Origin of the sequence: Pantoea sp., from assembly GCF_028283705.1 — a bacterium.
In the GTDB taxonomy this organism is placed as follows: Bacteria; Pseudomonadota; Gammaproteobacteria; order Enterobacterales; family Enterobacteriaceae; genus Pantoea.
Map to the genome: position 1 here is coordinate 227353 of NZ_JAPWKD010000034.1, position 22792 is coordinate 250144.

Genomic DNA, 22792 nt, shown 5'->3' on the forward strand with positions numbered 1-22792 from the left:
GCTGAAAATATTAACCGGCGTAAATAAAGAGCACACAGATTATTTTATGGCGGTGGAAGGATTGATATTTCGTCAGTTTCATTGTTACTGAACATAATTGATGGTTTCGCAATTAAATAAAATGCCAGCTGGCATAAATCCTGCTTAGAACTCAGTTCCATATATTGCAACTTGCCTGGTCGAAAATAACACCAGCAGGAGGGTTTTATGTCAGAAGAAAAAATCATCGCCGCACCTGACCGCGTGACGGCAGGTATCGGCAGTTATATTGCGCTGGTGCTGGCCATTCTGTTTTTCTCCGGCCTGTTTTATAAGGTGGACGGTTTCAGCTGGCTGGGTGCATTTGATTTCACCACGCTCGGTGGCAGCTTCGGCACCATGAAGGAGTCCGGCAATACCTTTCTCGGTTCGGGTGGCCTGAGCGCTAAAGCGGGCTTCCTGTTCGCGCTGTCGCTGGCTCCAACGGTGATGCTGGCGTTAGGTGTGCTGGAAATCTTCACCCATTACGGTGCGATTCGTGCCGCGCACAAGCTGCTGACGCCGCTGCTCAAACCGTTGATGGGGCTGCCGGGGCGTTGTGGTCTGGCGTTAATTACCGATCTGCAAAGTACTGATGCTGGCGCGGCGTTAACGAAAGAAATGTATGACCAGCAACAGGTCAGCAAAAAAGATGTGGTGGTGATGAGTGCCTGGCAATATTCGGGTGCCGGTTTGATCAATAACTATTTTGCCATAGGTTCCGCCTTGTTTGCTTCCATGACGGTGCCGATCATTATTCCGCTGGTATTAATGTTTGTTCTCAAATTCGTCGGTGCGGCCTTTGTCCGTTTCATGTTAAATAGTATTTACAAAAAGGATTTTGCTGATGTCAAATAACGTGCAGACGAAGGTCAATAATAATCCGTTCGATGTTTTTATTGTCGGCGCACGCAAAGGTTTTCATATTGCCATTCACAACCTGATGCCCAACGTGGTGATGGCCTATGTGCTGGCGGAAGTGCTGAATCTGCTCGGCATCATGCAATTTCTCGGACATGTTTTCGCGCCGGTGATGGGGCTGTTTGGCCTGCCGGGCGAAGCGATTACCGTGTTGCTGACCGCCTGGCTGTCCTCCTCGGCGGGAGTGGGGGTGGCAGTGAGCCTGCTGACCAAAGGCCTGTTAAACGGCACTGATATTTCTATCCTCGCCCCGGCCATTTTCCTGATGGGGGCGCAGTTGCAGTACATGGGGCGTCTGCTGGGTGTGGCCGACGTACCAAAAAAATACTGGCCGCTGCTGATGCTGACCAGCATCATCAATGCAGTGATCGCCATGATTGTAATGCGTTTTTTTGTTTAGGAGCGAACAAGTGTCCAGGGTCTTAGAGCATTACCATTTTCTGCATGAAATCCCGGAGCTGGGTTTTCAGGAATTCAAAACCTCGGCCTACATTGCTGATCAGCTGGAACAGGCCGGTATCAAGGTCACGCGGGGCATCAACAATACCACCGGTATCGTGGCGGAAATCGATAGCGGTGTTCCGGGGCCGGTGCTGGCATTGCGTGCCGATATGGATGCGCTCGGACATGTGATCGATGGCGTGGCTTGTGCGCGTCATACCTGCGGCCACGACGGCCACTCCTCAGTGGTGCTGACGGCGGTGCAGGAACTATTGCAGGAAGGGGCGATTAAAAAAGGGCGTCTGAAGATCCTGTTCCAGCCCGCCGAAGAGCTGGGGGCGGGCGCGCTGTCGATGATTGAAGGCGGTGCGATGGAGGACGTGGAGATGATCCTCGGCTTCCACGTCCGCCCGCTGGAGGAGTGTCAGGTCGGTCAGGCAACCCCTGCGGTGATCTATTCCGCCTGTAGCACGCTCGAAGCGACCATCAAAGGTGTGCCCGCTCACGCGGCGCGTCCGCATCTCGGTGTGAATGCGTTGGATGCCGCAGTGCAGGCCGTGCAGGCGGTGAACAGCATCCACCTGTCGCCGGGATTGAACTGGAGCGTGAAGGCGACGCGTTTTCTGTGTGATGCGGGTGTCACCAACTCGGTACCGGATGAGGCGCGCGTCGTCTGGGATCTGCGTTCGCAGGAGAACGAGCCGATGGATATTCTGAAAGAGAAGGTCACGCAGGCGGTGATCAACAGCGTAGCGGCACTGGGTGCGACGGCCAGCGTAGTGGTGCTGAAAGAGATGCCAGCGGCGGAGATTCACGAGGAAGCCACCGCTGTCATCCGGGCGGCGATTGTCGATGTGCTGGGCGAAGAGGGGCTGCTGGGGGCGAAAACCACGCCGGGCAGTGAAGATTTCTTCTATTACCCAGTGAAATGCCCGACGGTGAAAGCCGGCTTCTGGGGGCTAGGCACTAACCTGGTTCCGGGACTGCATCACCCGGAGATGCGGTTTGAACTTAGCTCGCTGGAAATTGGGGTGAAGATTTTCAAAGCAGCGGTAACACGCGTACTGGGCTAATGCGTACCCGCCTCTCTTAAGGAGGGGCGGGGCGTTGCTCTTCCATATCCAGCACCATCTCAACTATCCTGTCATCATCTGACATGCCAGTTGCAGGCTGTTGCCTGACGATACGCAGGGCGGTGAGGATGGTACCGACAGAGACATCCCTGCCGACTTCCCACAGCAGGAGCAGCAGTTTTGAGGCCGTTATCCGCTTTGGGCATTCCTTATGGCGCAGCAGGGCGATGATTTTATTGCGCTCCGTCTCTCTCTCGGGAATTCTGTGATGGACAGCCCTGATCCATGCCAATTCGTCCGGTTTGATCAGCGTTCTGAAAGCCGCCAGCGCGTGATCCATGGTCGCGTCACTGACCTCCTCGCCTGACTCTTTCAGGGCAAGATGAATTTGCGCCCAGGTGATGTCGCTATTCTCCAGTTGGCGCAGCAGTAGCCAAAGACGTTTCACCAGTGTTATCCGGCCACCTGCCCCAATCTGATGCCAGTACAGTTCCACCTGTTGTTTGTGCGCCGTCGGCTGGGCTATCACCAGCATCATCGCCTTACGCACCATTGATATGCCGATATCGACGTGTGCATTATGCAGCAGCCGCCATAACTCGGGAGTGGTCATATTCGGGCGTCCAGGGCAGTTCAGCAGTATTGTCAGCCGCTCTCCTCGGGTGGTCACCTGCTGGCTAATCTCGGGCCAGTTGGCAGCGAACCAATCCTTCTGCCTCTGCGAAGGTTGCGTTTTGAATAAGGCTCGTGCTTGCCGCACTGTCTGGATACTAGCGGCGATGCCTGCATTCTTCAGGGCATTACGCAGGATCAGCGACGTCTTGTGCTGATAACCCGGGAGATCCTGGAGCCTGACCAGCATTGCCATGATGCTGTCATGATCCTTGATGTGGTGCAGATTAGCGGTAATCCACGCCGTCTCCTGCGCTACAGCTTGCTCTTTTAAGGTAATCCTGGCCTGGTTTATCAGAGTGATGTCCACATCTTCTCCGATGTTCCACAGACCGCGTCTGAGCTGCGATGACGACAGATCCAGCGAAAGCAGGCGTTGTATTCGTTCATAAACAACAGGTTGCCTGGGGGGCTGCTGCCACAGTGTTTTCACCAATGCCTGCCTTTTTGCTGGCACCTTTGCTCTGGCAAGGGTTATGGCATTCTCGACGGTAGACACGCCAACGTTCACATGATGGTTGCACAGGAGGGTATGTAGCTGTTTGGTGGTGAAGCCTTCAATGTCCGGTGGGGGGAACAGCGACAGTAATATCTCCACCCGGGCCACCATGCTGCCATCCTTTGGCACCCTGCCCCACCAGCTGGAAAAGTCTGCCTGCAAGGCCGTTAAACAGCGGCTCGGCGGCTTTTCTTGCTTTTTCTTTCTACTGCGATGCAGGGTGGGACGCTGGTGGCTTTGTGTGACGGTGGATATCTTTGCAGCCAGTGGCTTTTGCGGAGTGGCATCGGGGATCACCAGTGGAGGAACTCCTGTGATGGACATCCGGTTCGGAGCAAGAGGCATTAGCTGGCCTCCTGCTGGCGTACAGAACCGGGGATATAATCCTGGGCCATATCCAGCGCCATCTCCAGCACCGCTTCCAACTGTGTATCCTTTGCCTGATCCACCGGCACGGGAAGCGAGCCTCCTGCGGGATGCCTGCCAGCGGCGCGCAGGATATGACTCAGGGTAGAAATACAGACGTCAACGTCCACTTCCCACAGTAAACGTTGCAGCTTTGATTGTGGGAGATCGGGCGGGCATTCCGGCTGGCTCAGCAGCATGATCAGCCGTCCCTGAACGCTAACCTGAGGGGGACGGGAAAGCGTTGCCCAGCTGGTTTTAAACCAGGTAACTTCAGCGTGAGTTAAGGTCGTATTGACTGCCGCCATTGCCAGCCCCATCGCCACATGGCTTGCCGAAATCCCCGCACTGCGCAGGGCCAGTTTTAGTTCCCCGGGAGTCATACCCTGAAGTAATAGCGTTCCCAGTCGTCTGACCTGGGTCATGCTCCCTGTGGCAGCAAGCGCCTGCCAGCGGTTAAGGATCGACTGTATCTGTTCCGGGGTGAGTGTCGCATCGTTAGTCGCCCGGTCAGCTGACATCGCATGACGCACTGCCGAAAAACTCACTTTTACTTTGGCATTGACCAGCAGAAGCCACAGCTGCGGGGGGGTTATCAACGGACGTCCCTGTTTATGCAGCAAGTTTTCCAGGATATCCCCCCAGGTATCACCAAATGTTGTTGACCAGTGGGTATCAAACCATACCTGTTGTTGTGGCGTGACCTGCGTTCTGGCGATGGCCTGGGCGTTACGTATCATATCGTCACTGATAGCAATGTGCGCCTGAGCAAGAGCCATCTTTAACTCGATCGATGTCATCGGCGTGCGCTGATAATCGAGCAACAGGATCAGCGTGATCAACTGGTCCATTTTGTGGCTATTGCCGTCAGCAACCTGCTGCCAGAGCATTTTGACCCTCTCCACCTGTTCTGCTGTCACAACGGTGTGCAAAAGTGCAATGGCCTGACACAGCGTGGCAATACAAATGTCCTCACCGATATTCAGCATGACACGCCGCATTTCTGAAGGTGTCATTTCCGGGCATCCTTCCTCGCGCAACACCTCCACCAATTGCGCCAGCGCCAGTTTGGTCTTACCGATTTTATGCGAAACCTTTTGCCAGTGGTCATTGAACCATTGCTGATTTTGCGGTGAAACCTCTGCCCTGAGGGTGGAAAGGGCGGTCATAACGGTGGTGATTTTTATATTTATTTTGCAGTCATGCAGGACGGACAGCAGTTGTTTGGCGGTGATACTTTTAATGTCCAGCACTTGCAGGTCAACCAACCGAAACAGCAACTTCTCCATCTGACTCACCTTACTGCCTTTGTGCGATAGCGAAGGCCAGTGAGCCAGAATCTGTGCCTGGAGGGCTTTCAGGTCAGCATTGCCGTTGTGCTGGTAGTGTCTTCTCATCCGAGCCAGAGAAGGACGCAGAGCGCTTTGCTGGACCTGGGCGGTCATTGCCGTCAACTGGCTCGATCTGGCCGCGACAGAGTTGGATGCTAATGCGCTCGCGGTTGTCGTTGATGTGATATGCATAGGCGCTCCGCTGGAGAGTGTAGGGATAAGCGAATTATAGAACCCCGATCCAGCGACTATCGTCGGAGGCAATATGCTGGTTTCCGGTGAGGGTGGCGTCCATTTCCAGTGCCATATCGAGGATGTCATCTAACTCCTGATCTTCAGCGGTGAGAGTGCGTTTCCGGGGAGGCACCGCAGGCCCTGAGCCGAAGCCATTGATCGCATTGATACAGGTCTTGATACAGATATCTTCGCCAGCCTCCCACATGATGCGTTGTAGTTTTGATGGGGTTATCTCCTGCGGCATACCGCTCTGGACCAGCAAATCACGGATGCGAAACTCCATCATTTTCTCACGATTGATGTTGGCCCAGAGTGGCCTGATCAGGCTGAGTTCTTCCGGGGTGGGGGCGGCTTTGGCGGCAGCCAGTGCCAGCCCCAGCGCGACATTGCTGACGGAGATATCGGCTCTGTTCAGTGCCTGTTTCAGATGCACGGAAGTGATCCCCAGATGCCCATGCTGGATTAGGATCGTGCCCAGCAGTTTCACCAGACTGATATTGCTTTTGTTCAGCCGATTCCAGGCCGCAATAATCACCTGTTCCTGATCTGCTGTCACAACCAGGCTGGCAGCAGCTTTGGCTCCCCTCATCGCCTGGCGCACCATCGCAAAACTGACCTGTTCACCGGCATTACGCAGCATGTTCCATAGCTGTGCTGGCATCATTGGGGGATGCTTACCCTGGCGCAGCAGGTTTTCTATCTTATCCCCCAGGGTGTAGCCGGTGAACATGGCGCGGTTGGCATCAAACCATGCCTGCTGTTGTACGGTAATTTTGCTCCTGAAGGCGGCTCTGGCGCTGATCATCGTTTCGCGGCTTACGGTCACGCCTGTTTTACCCAGCGCGATTTGGAGTTGTCTTACGGTCAATGCCAGTTGCTGATATTCAGGCAGGCGCAGTAGCATCACCAGCTTGCTCATCAGACATTCTTCCGCCGCGAAGCCGGCCCACAGGCTTTTAATCAGTGCCTCGTGTCGGGCGGAGACATTCGCTTTGGCCGTCATCGCCACGTCACTCAGCATGGTGGTGGCAATGTTAACGCCAGCTTTTAGCAGGGCAAGCCGCATCACCGATGGCTTCAAATCCGGGCACCCATCCAGGTCCAGCAGGCTTTTTAGCCAGGCCTGGGTACCGGGTTTGTGGCAGGCTTTGTCCCGGTGCGTATCTATCCACTGCTGAACCGACGGAGGGACCACCACCCTGGCCGTGCCCAGTGCGCTACTGACGGTGGTGATGTTCACCTTGAGATTATTTTCCTGCAACACTTCCCGCAGCTCGCGCGCGGTGATCCCCATCAGATCCTGCTGCTCAAACTGAAACAGCAATGCCTCCACCCGGTTCACGATGCTGCCCTGTGCGGGTACTTTTGCCCAGTAAACCGCAAACCGGGTTTTTAACGCGTCGAGGCAGGCGTTGCCGTGAATCTTTGCTCGCGTTCGCAACTGGGACATAAACAGACGCTGATGGCTCTGCTCCACCCCGGTTATGGTGGCGGTAAACGATGTTTGATCCATTGTCCCGGTGGTACCGGGACTGAATGGGGATGTTGTGGCGGTGATAAACATGGGGATTCCGTCGCAGGGGATAAAGGATAATTATAGAACCCCGCTTCGTTTCGCTGCGGATAGCGCTCAGATTCCCCACTCCGTCGAAATATTGTATGCTATGCCGCCTTAATGCTGACGGGATAATCGGAACTGCCGCCAATGTAAAACGTGCCTGGTCTGCCGCGATGAGATGCCCTTGCGTCACCGCGGGTTCCGTTTATCCGCCGGAGTTGCTACCGGCCACCCTGATTTATTCGCAGCGCGTGATGAGCGCGTTGCCCTTTGAGAAGATTTCATTCATGTCTAATGCTCCCTTTTTACAAGAGGTGGCGCGCCGCCGTACCTTCGCGATCATTTCGCACCCGGACGCCGGTAAAACCACTATCACTGAAAAAGTTCTGTTGTTCGGACAGGCAATCCAGACCGCAGGTACGGTAAAAGGCCGTGGCTCCAATCAGCACGCTAAATCCGACTGGATGGAGATGGAAAAACAACGTGGTATCTCCATCACTACCTCGGTGATGCAGTTCCCTTATCGCGACAGCCTGGTCAACCTGCTGGATACTCCGGGGCACGAAGACTTCTCGGAAGATACCTACCGTACCCTGACGGCGGTGGACTGCTGTCTGATGGTGATCGATGCCGCCAAAGGTGTTGAAGATCGTACCCGTAAGCTGATGGAAGTGACCCGTCTGCGTGATACGCCGATCATCACCTTTATGAACAAACTTGACCGTGATATCCGCGATCCGATGGAGCTGCTGGATGAAGTCGAGAACGAGCTGAAGATCGCCTGTGCGCCGATTACCTGGCCTATCGGCTGCGGTAAGCTGTTTAAAGGCGTTTATCATCTCTACAACGATGAAACCTACCTGTATCAGACCGGCCAGGGGCATACCATTCAGGAAGTGCGCATCGTTAAAGGGCTGAGCAACCCGGATCTCGACAAAGCGGTGGGTGAAGACCTGGCGCAACAGCTGCGTGACGAGCTGGAGCTGGTGCAGGGCGCATCTAACGAATTTGACGAAGAGTTGTTCCTGGCTGGCGAAATCACCCCGGTGTTCTTCGGTACTGCGCTGGGTAACTTTGGCGTTGACCATATGCTTGATGGCCTGGTTTCCTGGGCGCCAGCCCCGATGCCGCGTCATAGCGACACGCGCATTGTGGAAGCTAAAGAAGAGAAATTCAGCGGCTTTGTATTTAAAATTCAGGCCAATATGGACCCGAAACACCGCGATCGCGTGGCCTTTATGCGTGTGGTGTCCGGCAAGTATGAAAAGGGCATGAAGCTGCGTCAGGTACGTATCGGTAAAGATGTGGTGATCTCCGACGCGCTGACCTTTATGGCAGGTGACCGTTCGCACGTGGAAGAAGCCTATCCTGGCGATATCATCGGTCTGCATAACCACGGCACCATTCAGATTGGCGACACCTTCACCCAGGGCGAGAACATGAAGTTCACCGGTATTCCGAACTTCGCTCCGGAACTGTTCCGTCGTATTCGTCTGCGCGATCCGCTGAAGCAGAAACAGTTGCTGAAGGGGCTGGTGCAGCTGTCAGAAGAAGGTGCGGTACAGGTATTCCGACCGGTACATAACAACGATCTGATCGTTGGTGCGGTGGGTGTGCTGCAGTTTGACGTGGTGGTGGCGCGCCTGAAAAGCGAATACAACGTTGAAGCGATTTATGAATCGGTCAACGTGTCGACCGCGCGTTGGGTTGAGTGCAACGATGTGAAGAAATTCGATGAATTTCAACGCAAAAATGAAATCAACCTCGCGCTGGATGGTGGTGACAACCTCACCTATATCGCCCCGACCATGGTTAACCTCAATATCACTCAGGAACGCTATCCTGACGTGACCTTCCGTAAAACGCGCGAGCATTAATCGTCGTTTTTTATCAGGGCCTGTGGTTTTCACTGGCCCTGTTTTTCCCTTCCAGACTCCTCTTAAAAACGCTGCTTTTCTCGCTTTTTGGCGAGATATCAACCACAAAAACCGGCAAACCCCCCAATCCCGTCTATGATTATCCTGTCGGACGAGAAAAGAGACCACCAGGTTTCATTACGTCCATCAACGCAGCAACGCCGTTTGTTGCTGGCGCATTCGCGGTTGCGGATGGGTTAACTGATAGAAGGATGATATCGATGATTAAGACTAAGATTGCCAAAACCCTGATTGTTGCACTGGCGGGTTCCGCTCTGATGAGTGGTGCAGCGCTGGCTGATGAATCCCTGTCGCAGAAAGCGCAGGCAACGGCCGACAGCACAGGTGCGAAAATCGATAGTTCTATGAAAAAAGTCGGTGGGTTTATGGATGACAGCGGCATCACCGCCAAAGCGAAAGCGGCACTGGTGGATGATGAAGCAATAAAAAGCACGGATATCTCAGTGAAAACGCATCAGGGTGTGGTGACGCTCAGCGGTTTTGTCAGTTCGCAGGACCAGGCGGAAAAAGCCGTCGCCGTGGTGCAGAAAGTTGAAGGGGTTAAATCCGTCAGTGACAAGCTGCACGTTAAAGACAGCAAAACCGCTTCGCTGAAAGGTTATGCCGGTGATGCGGCAACCACCAGTGAAATCAAAGCTAAACTTTTAGCGGACGACATCGTGCCATCACGTGACGTGAAAGTGGAAACCACCGATGGGGTGGTGCAGTTGTCCGGTACTGTCGCGAATCAGGCACAGTCAGATCGTGCAGAGAAAATCGCGAAAGCCATTGAAGGCGTGAAAAGTGTGAAGAATGACCTGACAGTCAAATCTTAACGCGCCTGCAGCGGGAAGTATGGAAGGTATAAGCAGTTCGATTTTCACTATGGTAAGGAGAGGCTTATGTTTCGTTGGGGTATTATCTTTTTGGTGATCGCTCTGATCGCTGCGGCGTTAGGATTCGGCGGTCTGGCGGGTACGGCAGCATGGGCAGCTAAAATTGTCTTTATTGTCGGTATTATTCTGTTCCTCATCAGCCTGTTTACCGGGCGTAAACGACCCTGACACTTCGTGTCAACTTTCGCTCTCCCGGCAATAGTCTGAAGCGGAGGCCAGTCAGGGCATCATAATGACTGGTTCTCCGGGTTGCTGGCGGTGGCGATTCTGCGCTTAAGCACCCCTCAGAGAAAGAACCGCTGAGGGACACATCTTGGGTATACGCATCCCGGTCACGTTGGGAACCATCGAGCCATTGGCGCTCACGCCTTTCAAAGCGAACAAAATTGCGCTGGTCTGCGAAGGCGGCGGACAACGCGGTATCTTTACCGCCGGCGTGCTGGATGAGTTTCAGCGCGCGAACTTCAATCCTTTTCATCTGATGCTGGGCACCTCGGCCGGTGCGCAAAATCTGTCGGCGTTTGTCTGCGCACAACCGGGCTATGCGCGGCGGGTGATCACCCGTTACACCACCAGTAAACTGTTCTTCGATCCGGTGCGTTTTGTGCGCGGCGGACATCTGATTGATCTCGACTGGCTGGTGGACATCACCTGTCAGGAGCTACCGCTGGCGATGAATACCGCTGAGGGATTGTTTGCCAAAGGCAGCGAATTTTATATGTGTGCCTGTCGCAGTGACGATTACAGTGCGCACTATTTTAATCCTACCCGTTCCACCTGGCTCGATATCATCAAAGCCTCCAGCGCCATTCCAGGTTTTTATCGCAGCGGGGTGGAAATGGACGGGATCAGCTATCTCGATGGCGGGATCAGCGATGCGATCCCCGTACGTGAAGCCGCCAGACGAGGGGCCGATACCGTGGTGGTGATCCGCACCGTGCCTTCTCAGATGTCGTACACGCCAAAGTGGATCAAGCGTATGGAGCGCTGGCTCAGTGACAGCGCCTTGCAGCCGATGATCAATATCCTGCATCAGCATGAAGAGAGCTATCACGACATCCAGCAGTTTATCGAGCAGCCACCAGGCGATTTGCGCATCATTGAGATCTTTCCTCCGAAACCGCTGGCGAGTAATGCACTTGGGAGCCGGATTGCGTCGCTGAATCAGGACTATCATCTGGGACGGCGCTGTGGCCGTTATTTCCTCGCCACACTCGGCCAGTGGCTGAGTGATGCCGAGCCGTTTGTGCGGCATACTACGGTGACGCCCCCTGCTGCGGTGGCGAATGCGCCGGATAACCGCGAGGTCAGCACGCCTCCGCTGGCCGGTAACGATGCGGATTATGATGCAGGTTCTCTGGCATGAGATTTATCGATACCCACTGTCATTTCGACTTCCCACCGTTCGTGGATGATGCGCAGGCGAGCATCCAGCGCGCTGCACAGGCAGGGGTAGAACGGATCATTGTGCCGAGCGTCGATGCCAGCCGGTTTGCCCTCGTCAGCGAGCTGGCGCAGCAGCATCCGGCGCTGTATGCCGCGCTGGGACTGCATCCGATCCAGATAGCCGTGCACCAGGATGCACATGTTGATCAACTGGCCGAACACCTGTGCCAGCCGGATACAAAACGTGTGGCGCTGGGAGAGATCGGTCTCGATCTTTATATGGACGATCCGCAGTTCGACAAACAAACCCGATTGCTGGATGGTCAACTGAAGCTGGCAAAACAGTATGATCTGCCGGTGATACTGCATTCGCGTCGCACCCACGATCAGCTGGCGCTACATCTGCGTCGCCACGATCTGCCACGGCGTGGCGTGGTGCACGGTTTCGCCGGTAGCCTGCAACAGGCACAGCGTTTTATTCAGCTGGGTTACGCTATCGGCGTGGGTGGCACCATTACCTATGAACGCGCCAGCAAAACCCGTAATACCATCGCCGAACTGCCGCTGGATGCCCTGCTGCTGGAAACCGATGCGCCCGATATGCCGCTCAATGGTTATCAGGGAGAACCCAATCGCCCCGAACGTGCGCGCCTGGTATTTGATGTGCTGTGCCAGCTGCGTCCTGAACCTGCCGATGTCATTGCCAGCGCGCTGTGGCAAAACAGCCTCCGCATCTTTAACCTTCCTGCCTGAGCCAGCGTGGCTTGTCTGAATTGGCTACATTAATAGGGCGACACTGACACATTTTGCTGGATAAATGTGATAATAGTCACAATGCCATCTCTGCGCAGTTTTGCGTTGGGTACGGGTTATTTTGTGATTTTTGTCACTAAATAAATGTATTATCTTCACAGTTTTCTTTTTTCATGTGACGCATGATCGAATTCGCTATCACATGAGTTGTTAGAATTATCACATTCTCTGGCGGGGGTAATCCGTCAGGCTGATCACTGGAGAGTACCATGACTGATATCACCGCTGCGGCGCAGCGCGCGCTGCAACTGATGGATTTGACCACGCTGAATGATGACGACACCGACGAAAAAGTGATTGCCCTGTGTCATCAGGCGAAATCCCCTGCAGGTAACACTGCCGCGATCTGTATCTATCCCCGTTTTATCCCGGTGGCGCGCAAAGCGCTGCGTGAGCAGGGCACGCCGGAGATCCGTATCGCCACGGTGACTAACTTCCCGCATGGCAACGACGATCTGGCAATTGCCCTGGCGGAAACCCGTGCAGCGATCGCTTACGGGGCAGACGAGGTCGATGTGGTGTTCCCGTATCGTGCGCTGATGGCGGGTAACCGTCAGATCGGTTTCGATCTGGTGAAGGCGTGTAAAGACGCCTGCGACGAAGCGGGCGTGTTGCTGAAAGTGATCATCGAAAGTGGTGAACTGAAGGATCCCGCGTTGATCCGTGCGGCCTCCGAGATTGCTATCGATGCCGGAGCCGACTTTATCAAAACGTCCACCGGTAAGGTGCCTGTCAACGCCACGCCAGAAACAGCAGCGATCATGCTGAGCGTGATCCGCGATAAGGGCGTGCAGCAGCAGGTCGGCTTCAAACCGGCGGGCGGGGTGCGTAGCGCTGAAGACGCAGCACATTATCTGCAACTGGCCGACGATATTCTTGGCGCAGGTTGGGCAGATGCGCGTCATTTCCGCTTTGGTGCGTCCAGCCTGCTGGCGAGCCTGCTCAACACCCTGGGCCATGCCACCACGGCAGGTAAAGCTGGGTACTGATTATTCATTTCTGCGATTCGTAGCGGCGCGATTTATCGCGCGCTTTTCTGCCGGGGAGGCGACCTTGTTCCTGCCACAAGAAATTATTCGCAAAAAACGCGATGGCCACGAGCTGAGTGAGGCGGAAATCCGCTTCTTTATCAACGGGGTGCGAGATAACAGCGTTTCAGAGGGGCAAATCGCCGCGCTGGCGATGACCATCTGGTTCCACGACATGACGCTGGCCGAACGTGTCGCCCTGACCATGGCGATGCGCGATTCCGGTACAGTGCTGAACTGGCAGGCACTCAACCTGAACGGGCCGATTGTTGATAAGCACTCTACCGGTGGCGTGGGCGATGTTACCTCGCTGATGCTTGGCCCGATGATCGCCGCCTGTGGCGGTTACGTGCCGATGATCTCCGGCCGTGGCCTCGGCCATACCGGCGGTACGCTGGATAAACTGGAAGCGATCCCTGGTTTTGACATCTTCCCGAGCGACGATCGTTTTCGCGAGATCATCAAACAAAACGGTGTAGCGATCATCGGCCAGACCAACTCGCTGGCACCGGCGGACAAGCGTTTTTACGCCACACGCGATATCACCGCCACCGTTGATTCGATCCCGCTGATCACCGCTTCGATCCTGGCGAAAAAGCTGGCGGAAGGGCTGGATGCGCTGGTGATGGATGTCAAAGTCGGCAGTGGGGCCTTTATGCCAACCTTCGAAGCCTCGGAACAACTGGCGCAGGCAATTGTCGGCGTCGCCAATGGTGCGGGCTGCAAAACCACCGCGTTGCTGACTGACATGAATCAGGTACTGGCGTCCACTGCCGGTAATGCGCTGGAAGTGCGCGAGGCGGTGCAGTTCCTCACCGGTGAAGTGCGTAATCCCCGCCTGCTGGAAGTGACACTGGCGTTATGTAGCGACATGTTGATCTCCGGTGGGCTGGCGGCTAACGAGGCTGAAGCCCGGCAACAGCTGCTGCGGGTACTGGATAACGGCCAGGCGGCAGAGGTCTTTGGTCGCATGGTGGCGGCACAGAAAGGCCCGACCGATTTTATCGCCCGCATGGATCACTATCTGCCTGCGGCGATGCTGAGCAAAGCGGTGTATGCCGATCGTCCGGGAATCGTCAGCGCCATGGATACCCGCGCTCTCGGTATGGCGGTGGTGGCGCTTGGCGGCGGACGTCAGCGCGCCAGTGACAACATTGATTACAGCGTTGGCCTGAGCGAGATGATTACTCTCGGTACGCCTGTCGATGCGCAGCGCCCGCTGGCGGTGATCCATGCTGCGTCGGAAGCGCAGTGGCAGCAGGCGGCACAGGCGGTGAAAGCGGCCATCACCCTCAGCGATAATGCCCCGGCAGAGACACCGGTGGTGTATCGCCGCATCAGCGAATAGTTGCGCCCGGTGCGTGCCAGGCAATAGCCGTTCGGGTATACTGATCTGATCGCTTTTTTTTGACTTGTCATCGCGCAGTTGCGCAGGAGACTTGCATGAAACGTGCTTTTATTATGGTTCTCGACTCCTTTGGGATCGGCTCCAGCAAAGACGCCGCTAAGTTCGGCGATGAAGGATCGGATACGCTCGGCCATATCGCCGAAGCGTGCTTCGAAGGCCGGGCCAATGAAGGCCGCACAGGGCCGCTACACTTACCAAACCTCACGGCACTTGGGCTGGGCAAAGCCGCTGAACTCTCAACCGGGCGTTTCCCGCCGGGGTTGGACGCCAGCGCAGAGATTATCGGGGCTTATGCTTACGCCAGCGAACTCTCATCCGGTAAAGATACGCCGTCGGGCCACTGGGAAATTGCCGGTGTGCCGGTGTTATTTGACTGGGGTTACTTCACCGATAAAGAGAACAGCTTCCCGCAGGAATTGCTGGATAAACTGGTGCAGCGAGCTGATCTGCCCGGTTACCTCGGCAACTGCCATTCGTCCGGTACGGTGATTCTTGACCAGCTCGGCGAGGAGCATATGAAAACCGGCAAGCCGATTTTCTATACCTCTGCGGATTCAGTGTTCCAGATTGCCTGTCACGAAGAGACTTTCGGCCTCGAACGTCTGTACGCGTTGTGTGAAATCGCCCGCGAAGAACTGACCGAAGGCGGCTACAACATTGGCCGTGTGATTGCGCGTCCGTTTGTGGGCGACAAAGCCGGTCACTTCGAGCGTACCGGTAACCGTCACGATCTCGCCGTGGAGCCGCCGTCAGCGACGATGCTGAAAAAGCTGGTGGACGAGAAGGGCGGTGAAGTGATTTCCGTCGGTAAAATCGCGGATATCTACGCACAGCAGGGCATCACGCAAAAAGTGAAAGCCACCGGGCTGGATGCGCTGTTTGATGCCACCATCGAGCAGATGAAAAAAGCGCCGGATCAGTCGATTGTGTTCACCAACTTCGTCGATTTTGACTCTACCTGGGGCCATCGTCGTGATATCGCCGGTTACGCCGGTGGGCTGGAGTTGTTCGACCGCCGTTTGCCGGAGCTGATGGCGCAGGTGAAGGAGGATGATATTCTGATCCTCACCGCCGACCACGGCTGTGACCCTAGCTGGCAGGGCACCGAACATACGCGTGAGCACATTCCGGTGCTGATTTACGGACCGAAGGTGAAACCTGGCTCCCTTGGCTATCGCGACACCTTTGCCGATATCGGCCAGACAATCGCGCATTATTTCGGCCTGTCCAGCATGGACTACGGCAAAAGCATGCTGTAAAACAGCGACCAATTTTTAATAAGGAAAATAACGATGGCAACGCCTCATATTAATGCAGAAATGGGTGATTTCGCGGACGTGGTTCTGATGCCGGGCGATCCGCTGCGTGCGAAGCACATTGCAGAAACCTTCCTCGAAAATGCGGTTGAAGTGAACAACGTACGCGGCATGCTGGGCTACACCGGAACCTACAAAGGTCGCAAAATTTCGGTGATGGGCCACGGTATGGGCATCCCTTCCTGCTCGATCTACACCAAAGAATTGATCACCGATTTTGGCGTGAAGAAAATCATCCGTGTTGGCTCCTGCGGTGCGGTGCGTGCGGACGTGAAACTGCGTGATGTGGTGATTGGTATGGGTGCCTGCACCGATTCCAAAGTGAACCGGATGCGTTTCAAAGATCACGATTTCGCGGCGATTGCGGATTTCGATATGGTGCGTAACGCAGTCGATGCGGCCAAAGCGCTCGGTGTGGACGCGCGCGTGGGTAACATCTTCTCTGCTGACCTGTTCTACACGCCGGACCCGCAAATGTTCGACGTGATGGAAAAATACGGCATCCTCGGTGTTGAGATGGAAGCAGCGGGTATCTACGGCGTGGCTGCGGAGTTTGGTGCCAAAGCGCTGGCGATCTGTACTGTGTCGGATCATATCCGTACTCACGAGCAGACTACCGCCGCTGAGCGTCAGACCACCTTTAACGATATGATCAAGATCGCGCTGGAATCGGTGTTGCTGGGGGATTAATTTCCCGCAGAACATCGCTTATACCGTAACGGCGTGATTTATCGCGCCGTTACGGAAAACATCTGACACACTTTTACCCAGGCTTGTGCATCTTCCTGCTGGCTCTGACGCTATCTCTCCCTATCATTAGCGGGATAACGAAGAGACTAAGCCCCCCTGATGAATTTCCGTAATTTCGAAGCCGAAGAAAAACTGTTTATTCGCCGCGCGATCGTGGCTTTTACCCTGGTGGTGATTTGTTTCACTATTCTTGGCGTTAACCTCTACCGTATCCAGGTTGAGCAGCATAGCTACTACCAGACGCGATCCAACGAAAACGACATCAAAATGATCCCCATCGCGCCGACGCGTGGCTTGATCTACGATCGTAACGGTATTCCGCTGGTGCGCAATGTCACCTGGTACGACATCCTGCTGACACCGTACAAAATCGACGATATGAAGGCGACCATCGCCGAACTGACGCCGATCGTTGATTTAACCCCGGAAGAGATCGACACCTTCTGGAAGAATCTCAAGCAAAACAGCCGCTATAAACCGGTGGTGCTGAAGGAAGAGCTCACCGATGAGCAGGTCGCCCGTTTCTCGGTTAACCAGTTCAAATTCACCGGCGTCAGCATTGATACCTATCAGGATCGTGAGTACCCCTATGGGGCCGATCTGGCGCACGTCGTGGGTTACGTTTCGAAAATCAACGATAACGATTTCAAACGCCTGAACGAAGAGGGTGTGGGCGAGAACTACGCCGCTGACCACAATATCGGTAAGCAGGGCATTGAAGGCTATTACGAGTCGGTGCTGCACGGCAAAACCGGTTATCAGGAAGTGGAAGTCGATAACCATGGCCGCATCGTACGGGTCTTGAAAGAAGTGCCGCCGGTGGCCGGAAAGAATATCTATCTGACCCTCGATCTGCATCTGCAACAGTACGTTGAAAGCCAGCTGGTGGGCCAGCGCGCGGCGGTGCTGATTGAAGATCCGCACGATGGTAGCGTGCTGGCGATGGTTTCCAGCCCCAGCTATGATCCCAACCCGTTTGTAAAAGGCATCAGCTATCAGGCGTATAAAACCCTGTTGCAGGATAAAAACCTGCCGCTGATTAACCGCGTGACCCAGGGGCTGTATCCGCCGGCCTCAACGGTGAAGCCTTATATGGCGATGTCGGCGTTGCTGACCGGGGTGATCACACCACAAACCACCTTCTTTGGCGCACCGACCTGGACGCTGCCCGGTACCGACCGCAAATACCGTGACTGGAAAAAAAGTGGTCACGGCATGCTGGATGTGACACGCGCGATTGAGGAATCCGCCGACACCTTCTTCTATCAGGTGGCGTTTATGATGGGTATCGACCGTATCCATCATATGCTCAGCCAGTTTGGCTACGGCAAACCCACCGGCATCGATTTGAACGAAGAGTATGCCGGATTACTGCCCAGCCGCGAATGGAAACAGAAGGTGCATAAAAAGGGCTGGTATCAGGGCGATACCGTTTCGGTGGGCATTGGTCAGGGTTACTGGATTGCCACACCGATTCAGATGGTGAAAGCGCTGGTGGCGCTGATCAACAATGGTCGGGTCATCAATCCGCATCTGCTGGAGAAAGTGCAGCTCGGCACCCTGCAGCAACCGTATCAGCCCAAAGAACCGCAGCCGCAAATTGGCGATCCGAAATCGCCGTACTGGTCGCTGGTGCGTCATGCGATGTTTGGCATGGCGAATGCGCCAAACGGTACCGGCTACAAATACTTCCACACCGCACCGTACGGCATTGCGGCGAAAAGTGGTACTTCACAGGTGTTTAGCCTCAAGCAGAACCAGACTTATAACGCGAAGATGATTCCAGTCCGCCTGCGCGACCATATCTTCTATACCGCCTTTGCGCCGTTTAACGATCCTAAAGTGGCGGTGGCGTTGATTCTGGAGAACGGGGGCAATGAAGGGATTACCGCTGCGCCAGTGATGCGCAACATTCTCGATCATATCTTCCTGCCGCCACCAGCCGTACCACTGGAGACGGCCAATAACGCCAACGCGCCAGCGGCGCACTAACGAAAGAACACCCGGTTACGGCCGTGGTGTTTGGCGTCATACAGGGCGGCGTCGGCGTTGTTGTAGAGGGTTTCGAAATCGGAACCCGGCTTGCCATAGCTGACGCCGAGGCTGGCGGTCACCAGTTGGCCGGGCAGTATTGCCAGCGGCGAGGCGTTGAGCGAGGCGTGAATTGCGCCCGCCACAATTACGGCGTCGGACAGCCGGAAAAAGGGCAGCAGCACGGTGAACTCTTCGCCACCGATACGGCCAATACTGGCTTCCGCCGGGCAGTGCGCCTGCACGCGCGACACCAGTTCGCAAATCACTTTGTCACCCATCGGATGACCGAACTCATCGTTGATCTTCTTGAAGTGGTCGATATCGAGAATAATCAGCGCTGCCGGGCCGCTGGTCAGCGTATGGGTAATGCGTTGAATAATGGCGCTGCGGTTCCACACCGCCGTCAGCGGGTCATGGGTGGCTTTATATTCCAGCTCTTGCGCCAGCCGGTTGAGCTGTTCATTGACGCGGTTCAGTTCGCGTTCTGCGCGGTCACTGCGCGAAATCAACCGATAGGTATCGCGCATCAGACGTTGATAATGGCGATTAAGCCTCAGCAGCGCATCGCGATAGTCCTCGGCGCTGAGTGAGGTCTGAGCCGCCACATCCTGTGAGCGATTAAGCACTTCGCTCTCTTCGCGGAACAGCTCATTGAGGTCCATCATGAGGGCATTTCCGCCTGCAATTGCACTTGCAGTTCGGTGAAGTCCAGCGCCAGTTCCTGACCAAACTCCTCAGAAACATCATCTTCCGCATCATAGAACCAGTTCAGCTCCACCGTTTGCCCATCCTGCGCCAGCTGGTTGAACAAATCGAACAGGCTGAACAGCATCTTGGTGCTGGAGCTGTTGAAGTAGCGCAGGGCGATATTGACCGTAAGCTGGCCCTGGCCATCCGGGGTCCAGCTTTCCAGTGCATCCAGCAGCGGGCGATAAAAGGCGGCGGCATTCTCCGGCCAGGATTCACCGCGCAGGGAAAACAGGCGATCGGCAAAATTGAAGTCAACGTCGGGGGTGCTGTCTGTCGCAGCGATAACAAGGTTTTGCATAACAACATCAATCCTGGTGAATGGTAGCTTTCAGCCAAAACGTCGCGAAATCGCTGGTCTCCAGCGGACGCAATTCATACTCCAGCGGTTCGCTGACATCGCGTGCCAGCGTCAGTAAACCAATATTTGCCCCTTTGCTGGTGGCAGGGCTTTCACTGCGCAGACCCACCCGATACGCCTGTTTGATCTCTTCGTCACTCATGGCGCGCAGCATATCGAGCCAGTAACGCAACTGGTCGCAGGCGGCCTGATCGACCAGGTTGCTGCTCTCCAGCACGTAGTTGTCGCCATCTACGCGCAGACAAACGGTGCCAAAGCGGAAATCCTGTTCTTCATGGCTCAGGGCGCGACTGTCCTGTGAGTAACGCAAAATGTTCTGCACAATCTCGACAAAGCTGGAAAACAGGCGACGACGCACCTTCACCGGGGCCTGCTGGTTTTCGAGAAAGACTTTAATCACCTCGCCCATCGCCGTGATGTTCTGTGGCGAAAAAAAACCGGTGTAATGCAGTGCCACCTGGTCCGGCGATGCGACGCTGGCGTGCGACTCGTGATTCATGATGTTTACGACTCGGTTAATAACGGAAGCCAAACCAGGTGACGTCATCGCGTCGCGGCTGGTTGCCTTGCCAGTGGAGAAAATCCTGCTGAAATGCCAAAGAAAGTTCGCTCATCGGCAGAGTCTGATAGTGGCTCATCAGGGCCTGAATACGTTTTTTGCCAAACATAATCTGCCGTTCACCGCCGGGCTGGTCGGTGACGCCATCGGTCATCACCAGCAGCATGTCGCCTTGTATCAGCGTGCGCTGATGTTCTGTCCAGACATAATCCAGCGGCGTATCGGTATAGCCCACGCCGGTGCGGTCAGCGGCCAGGGTTTCGGCAGCCTCGGTGGCGGGTTGCAATAAGGCATGCATACGCGCGCTGGCCCAGCGGAGTTGATGCTGCTGCGTATCCAGCCGCAATGCGATGGCATCACAACCGTCATTCGAATGGGAAGTTTGCTGTGAGGCGTTGAGCTGACCCAGGGTCTGCTTGATATGCCGGTTTAACGCCTGTAACAGCTCTGACGGTGAACGGCGGTTTTGTTGCAGGGCATTTTCCAGCGCCGATTGCACAATCACCGTCATAAAGGCACCGGGAATGCCGTGGCCGGTGCAATCAGCAATCAGTGCCAGCCAGCCCTGCTCATCCTGATGAAAAGCGTAATAGTCGCCACCGACGCCATCGCGCGGTTGCCAGTGCAGGCACCAGTCATCCAGCTGTAAAGCCATTTGCTGGGTGGAGTGTTCGAGCATGGCATCCTGAATGACGCGCGCGTAATCGATGCTTTGTAGGATCTGCTGATGTTGCTGTGCCTGTAAATCCGACACGGTGCGAATTAAATCAATGCCGAGACCAATGCCAATATAGTTGCCCGCTTCGGTGAGGATAAAACCATCGGTCACCGACTTATCCCCACTCGCTACCACCTGCTGCGCGACCTGATCGAGCGGGGTATCGGCATCGATTACCAGCGGGTGTTTATCCATAAAGGCGATACAGCTTTTCCGATCATACAACTCGCGGAAGAAGGGACGCGTCATTTGCGACAGGAAAATGTGGCGGTTGATCATGCCGAAGGGACGACCCTCTTCGACCACCGGCAGGCCAATCAGGTCTTTGTGTTCGGTAAACAGCGTCATCACGGCGAGGTTATCGCTGGCAGGGGTGACGAACGGCACCGCAATGCAAAGCGAACGTGCGCGGTAACGGCTCGACAGTGCGGCAAGGCCAGCGCGTAAATCGGGCAGCTGCATAGCGGAAGTCTGGCATGAATTAAGATTAATCTTAGGGTACGCGAGCGCTGTGACACTTTTATGTCAGCGTGATGGCAGACTGGGTTTGACGCAGTAAATTTATGGCCTGAAATGCCGAAAATGCGCGATTTTTTATCCGATTGCTGTAAAAGACGGCAGTCAGTCGCATTTCACCGAAAAGCGTTTGACGGTGCGGGCTGGTTAGGGTTTAATGCGCCCCGTTGCCCGAATAGCTCAGTCGGTAGAGCAGGGGATTGAAAATCCCCGTGTCCCTGGTTCGATTCCGGGTTCGGGCACCAAAATTCAGAAAACCCAGCCTTATGGCTGGGTTTTTGCGTTTGGGGCGCATAGCATTGTTTCACAGCACCGGCGACCACAAATCGTAATTCAGCGCAAAACCATTCCCTTCCCGAACAACCTTACCGGTAGTGGGCAGATTGAAGTGCATACCGCTGACGGCAAGATTATCGCTGGCCGCACGATCCAGCAGTTTGCCGCGGATTTGCGCCGCCGCTTCCGGATCGCTGTCGAAGGCGATGGTGACTTCCGGCTGTGTGACCTGGATATGCGGGAAATGCACGATGTCGCCCCAGATCAGCAGGGAGTCGTGTTCGTCACCCAGCAGATAACCGGTATGACCGGGGGTATGACCAAACAACGGCACCGCCTGGATACCTGGCAGAATGGCTTCTTCACTGAACGGTACCAGCTGCTGGCCATACGCGTTAAACGCATTTTTCGCCAGTTCAAAGTAGGGACGGAAGCCATCGGGGGCGCTGGCCGCAATAGTTTCATCGCGCCAGAATGCCAGTTCCTTCTCATGAATAAAAAGCTGCTGCACGTTGCGGAACAGCGGAGTCTGCAAAGGACCGGCCAGCCCGCCGATATGATCGGGGTGGCAATGGGTCAGTAAAATGGTGTCAATCTGCAACGGGTCAATGCCTGCCGCCGCCAGTGCCACCGGTAATCGTCCACCCCAGCCCTTAATTCCTCCGGCACCGCTGTCGATCAGAATGGTGCGATCCGCTGTCTGCACCACGTAAACATTAATGTTAATCCGTGGGGCGATCGGCGCGCCACGGCGCTGCAACAAGGCTTCGGCGTGCGAACCGTCAATGCCTGACAGCAGCTCAAAGGAAACGTCCAGAAAGCCATCGCTCAGCATGGTGACGGTCATGTCACCGATTTTTTTACGATTGATGGCGGGTGCCTGCCAGCCGGGTTGAAAAGTCATATGCTGCTC

21 protein-coding genes and 1 tRNA gene are annotated in these 22792 nt (G+C 55.2%); 14 read left to right on the top strand and 8 right to left on the bottom strand.

Features of this window, described 5'->3' with window-relative positions:
• Nucleotides 1–207 precede the first annotated feature (207 nt).
• From PW844_RS27870 to PW844_RS27880, 3 genes are read left to right on the top strand one after another with little or no spacing between them, the layout of a single operon-like run.
• The gene (locus tag PW844_RS27870; RefSeq protein WP_299459618.1) at nt 208–876 is read left to right on the top strand and encodes a nucleoside recognition domain-containing protein; all 669 of its coding nucleotides are present in this window, start codon (nt 208–210) and stop codon (nt 874–876) included.
• Entirely contained in the window at nt 866–1339 is a 474-nt protein-coding gene (locus PW844_RS27875) for a YjiG family protein (protein WP_299459620.1), read from the top strand. The genes PW844_RS27870 and PW844_RS27875 overlap by 11 nt, the downstream gene beginning before the upstream one ends.
• Nucleotides 1340–1349: 10 nt before the next feature.
• A complete protein-coding gene (locus PW844_RS27880) occupies nt 1350–2453 on the top strand; it encodes a M20 peptidase aminoacylase family protein (protein ID WP_299459623.1) in 1104 nt (367 codons plus the stop codon).
• 16 nt (nt 2454–2469) lie between these two features.
• Here the strand turns inward: PW844_RS27880 and PW844_RS27885 are convergent, their stop codons facing one another.
• Genes PW844_RS27885 through PW844_RS27895 form a run of 3 tightly spaced genes read right to left on the bottom strand, consistent with a single transcriptional unit; the run spans nt 2470 to nt 7161 of the window.
• Entirely contained in the window at nt 2470–3969 is a 1500-nt protein-coding gene (locus tag PW844_RS27885; RefSeq protein ID WP_299459626.1) for a hypothetical protein, read from the bottom strand.
• Nucleotides 3969–5552 carry a hypothetical protein gene (locus PW844_RS27890; protein ID WP_299459629.1) on the bottom strand — a complete coding sequence of 528 codons (1584 nt, stop codon included), beginning with the start codon at nt 5550–5552 and terminating at the stop codon, nt 3969–3971. The genes PW844_RS27885 and PW844_RS27890 overlap by 1 nt, the downstream gene beginning before the upstream one ends.
• A gap of 34 nt (nt 5553–5586) precedes the next feature.
• Nucleotides 5587–7161 (bottom strand): hypothetical protein, encoded by a 1575-nt coding sequence (locus PW844_RS27895; protein WP_299459632.1) that lies wholly within the window; start codon nt 7159–7161, stop codon nt 5587–5589.
• A 281-nt stretch (nt 7162–7442) separates the two neighbouring features.
• On the opposite strand from PW844_RS27895, the gene prfC reads away from it, so the two are divergent.
• From prfC to mrdA, 10 genes are all read left to right on the top strand, one after another.
• Nucleotides 7443–9032 carry a peptide chain release factor 3 gene (prfC, locus tag PW844_RS27900; RefSeq protein WP_299459635.1) on the top strand — a complete coding sequence of 530 codons (1590 nt, stop codon included), beginning with the start codon at nt 7443–7445 and terminating at the stop codon, nt 9030–9032.
• Between the two features lie 260 nt (nt 9033–9292).
• The gene (osmY, locus tag PW844_RS27905) at nt 9293–9907 is read left to right on the top strand and encodes a molecular chaperone OsmY (protein ID WP_299459638.1); all 615 of its coding nucleotides are present in this window, start codon (nt 9293–9295) and stop codon (nt 9905–9907) included.
• Between the two features lie 66 nt (nt 9908–9973).
• Nucleotides 9974–10135 carry a DUF1328 domain-containing protein gene (locus PW844_RS27910; RefSeq protein ID WP_013510475.1) on the top strand — a complete coding sequence of 54 codons (162 nt, stop codon included), beginning with the start codon at nt 9974–9976 and terminating at the stop codon, nt 10133–10135.
• A gap of 145 nt (nt 10136–10280) precedes the next feature.
• Complete coding sequence (locus PW844_RS27915) at nt 10281–11333, top strand: patatin family protein (RefSeq protein ID WP_299459649.1); 1053 nt, start codon at nt 10281–10283, stop codon at nt 11331–11333.
• Nucleotides 11330–12106, top strand: a complete 777-nt coding sequence (locus tag PW844_RS27920) for a TatD family hydrolase (protein ID WP_299459652.1) — start codon at nt 11330–11332, stop codon at nt 12104–12106. The genes PW844_RS27915 and PW844_RS27920 overlap by 4 nt, the downstream gene beginning before the upstream one ends.
• A 269-nt stretch (nt 12107–12375) precedes the next feature.
• A complete protein-coding gene (deoC, locus tag PW844_RS27925) occupies nt 12376–13155 on the top strand; it encodes a deoxyribose-phosphate aldolase (protein WP_299459654.1) in 780 nt (259 codons plus the stop codon).
• Between the two features lie 64 nt (nt 13156–13219).
• Nucleotides 13220–14542, top strand: a complete 1323-nt coding sequence (gene deoA, locus PW844_RS27930) for a thymidine phosphorylase (protein ID WP_299459657.1) — start codon at nt 13220–13222, stop codon at nt 14540–14542.
• A 95-nt stretch (nt 14543–14637) separates the two neighbouring features.
• A complete protein-coding gene (gene deoB / locus PW844_RS27935) occupies nt 14638–15861 on the top strand; it encodes a phosphopentomutase (protein WP_299459660.1) in 1224 nt (407 codons plus the stop codon).
• Nucleotides 15862–15894: 33 nt separating this feature from the next.
• On the top strand, nt 15895–16608 hold the full coding sequence (deoD, locus tag PW844_RS27940; RefSeq protein ID WP_139810955.1) for a purine-nucleoside phosphorylase: 714 nt from the start codon (nt 15895–15897) through the stop codon (nt 16606–16608).
• A gap of 159 nt (nt 16609–16767) precedes the next feature.
• Complete coding sequence (gene mrdA, locus PW844_RS27945; RefSeq protein WP_299459666.1) at nt 16768–18660, top strand: penicillin-binding protein 2; 1893 nt, start codon at nt 16768–16770, stop codon at nt 18658–18660.
• Here the strand turns inward: mrdA and PW844_RS27950 are convergent.
• Genes PW844_RS27950 through PW844_RS27965 form a run of 4 tightly spaced genes read right to left on the bottom strand, consistent with a single transcriptional unit; the run spans nt 18657 to nt 21549 of the window.
• Nucleotides 18657–19367 carry a GGDEF domain-containing protein gene (locus PW844_RS27950; protein ID WP_299459669.1) on the bottom strand — a complete coding sequence of 237 codons (711 nt, stop codon included), beginning with the start codon at nt 19365–19367 and terminating at the stop codon, nt 18657–18659. The genes mrdA and PW844_RS27950 overlap by 4 nt on opposite strands.
• Nucleotides 19364–19750, bottom strand: a complete 387-nt coding sequence (locus tag PW844_RS27955; protein WP_299459672.1) for a DUF1987 domain-containing protein — start codon at nt 19748–19750, stop codon at nt 19364–19366. The genes PW844_RS27950 and PW844_RS27955 overlap by 4 nt, the downstream gene beginning before the upstream one ends.
• Nucleotides 19751–19757: 7 nt before the next feature.
• Nucleotides 19758–20309 (bottom strand): SiaB family protein kinase, encoded by a 552-nt coding sequence (locus tag PW844_RS27960; RefSeq protein ID WP_299459675.1) that lies wholly within the window; start codon nt 20307–20309, stop codon nt 19758–19760.
• A 16-nt stretch (nt 20310–20325) separates the two neighbouring features.
• Nucleotides 20326–21549 carry a SpoIIE family protein phosphatase gene (locus PW844_RS27965; protein WP_299459678.1) on the bottom strand — a complete coding sequence of 408 codons (1224 nt, stop codon included), beginning with the start codon at nt 21547–21549 and terminating at the stop codon, nt 20326–20328.
• Between the two features lie 223 nt (nt 21550–21772).
• Between PW844_RS27965 and PW844_RS27970 the strand changes: the two genes are divergently transcribed.
• Nucleotides 21773–21848, top strand: a tRNA-Phe gene (locus PW844_RS27970).
• Between the two features lie 59 nt (nt 21849–21907).
• Here the strand turns inward: PW844_RS27970 and PW844_RS27975 are convergent.
• Nucleotides 21908–22783, bottom strand: coding sequence for an MBL fold metallo-hydrolase (locus tag PW844_RS27975; RefSeq protein ID WP_299459681.1), 876 nt, complete (start codon nt 22781–22783; stop codon nt 21908–21910).
• Between the last annotated feature and the right edge of the window lie 9 nt (nt 22784–22792).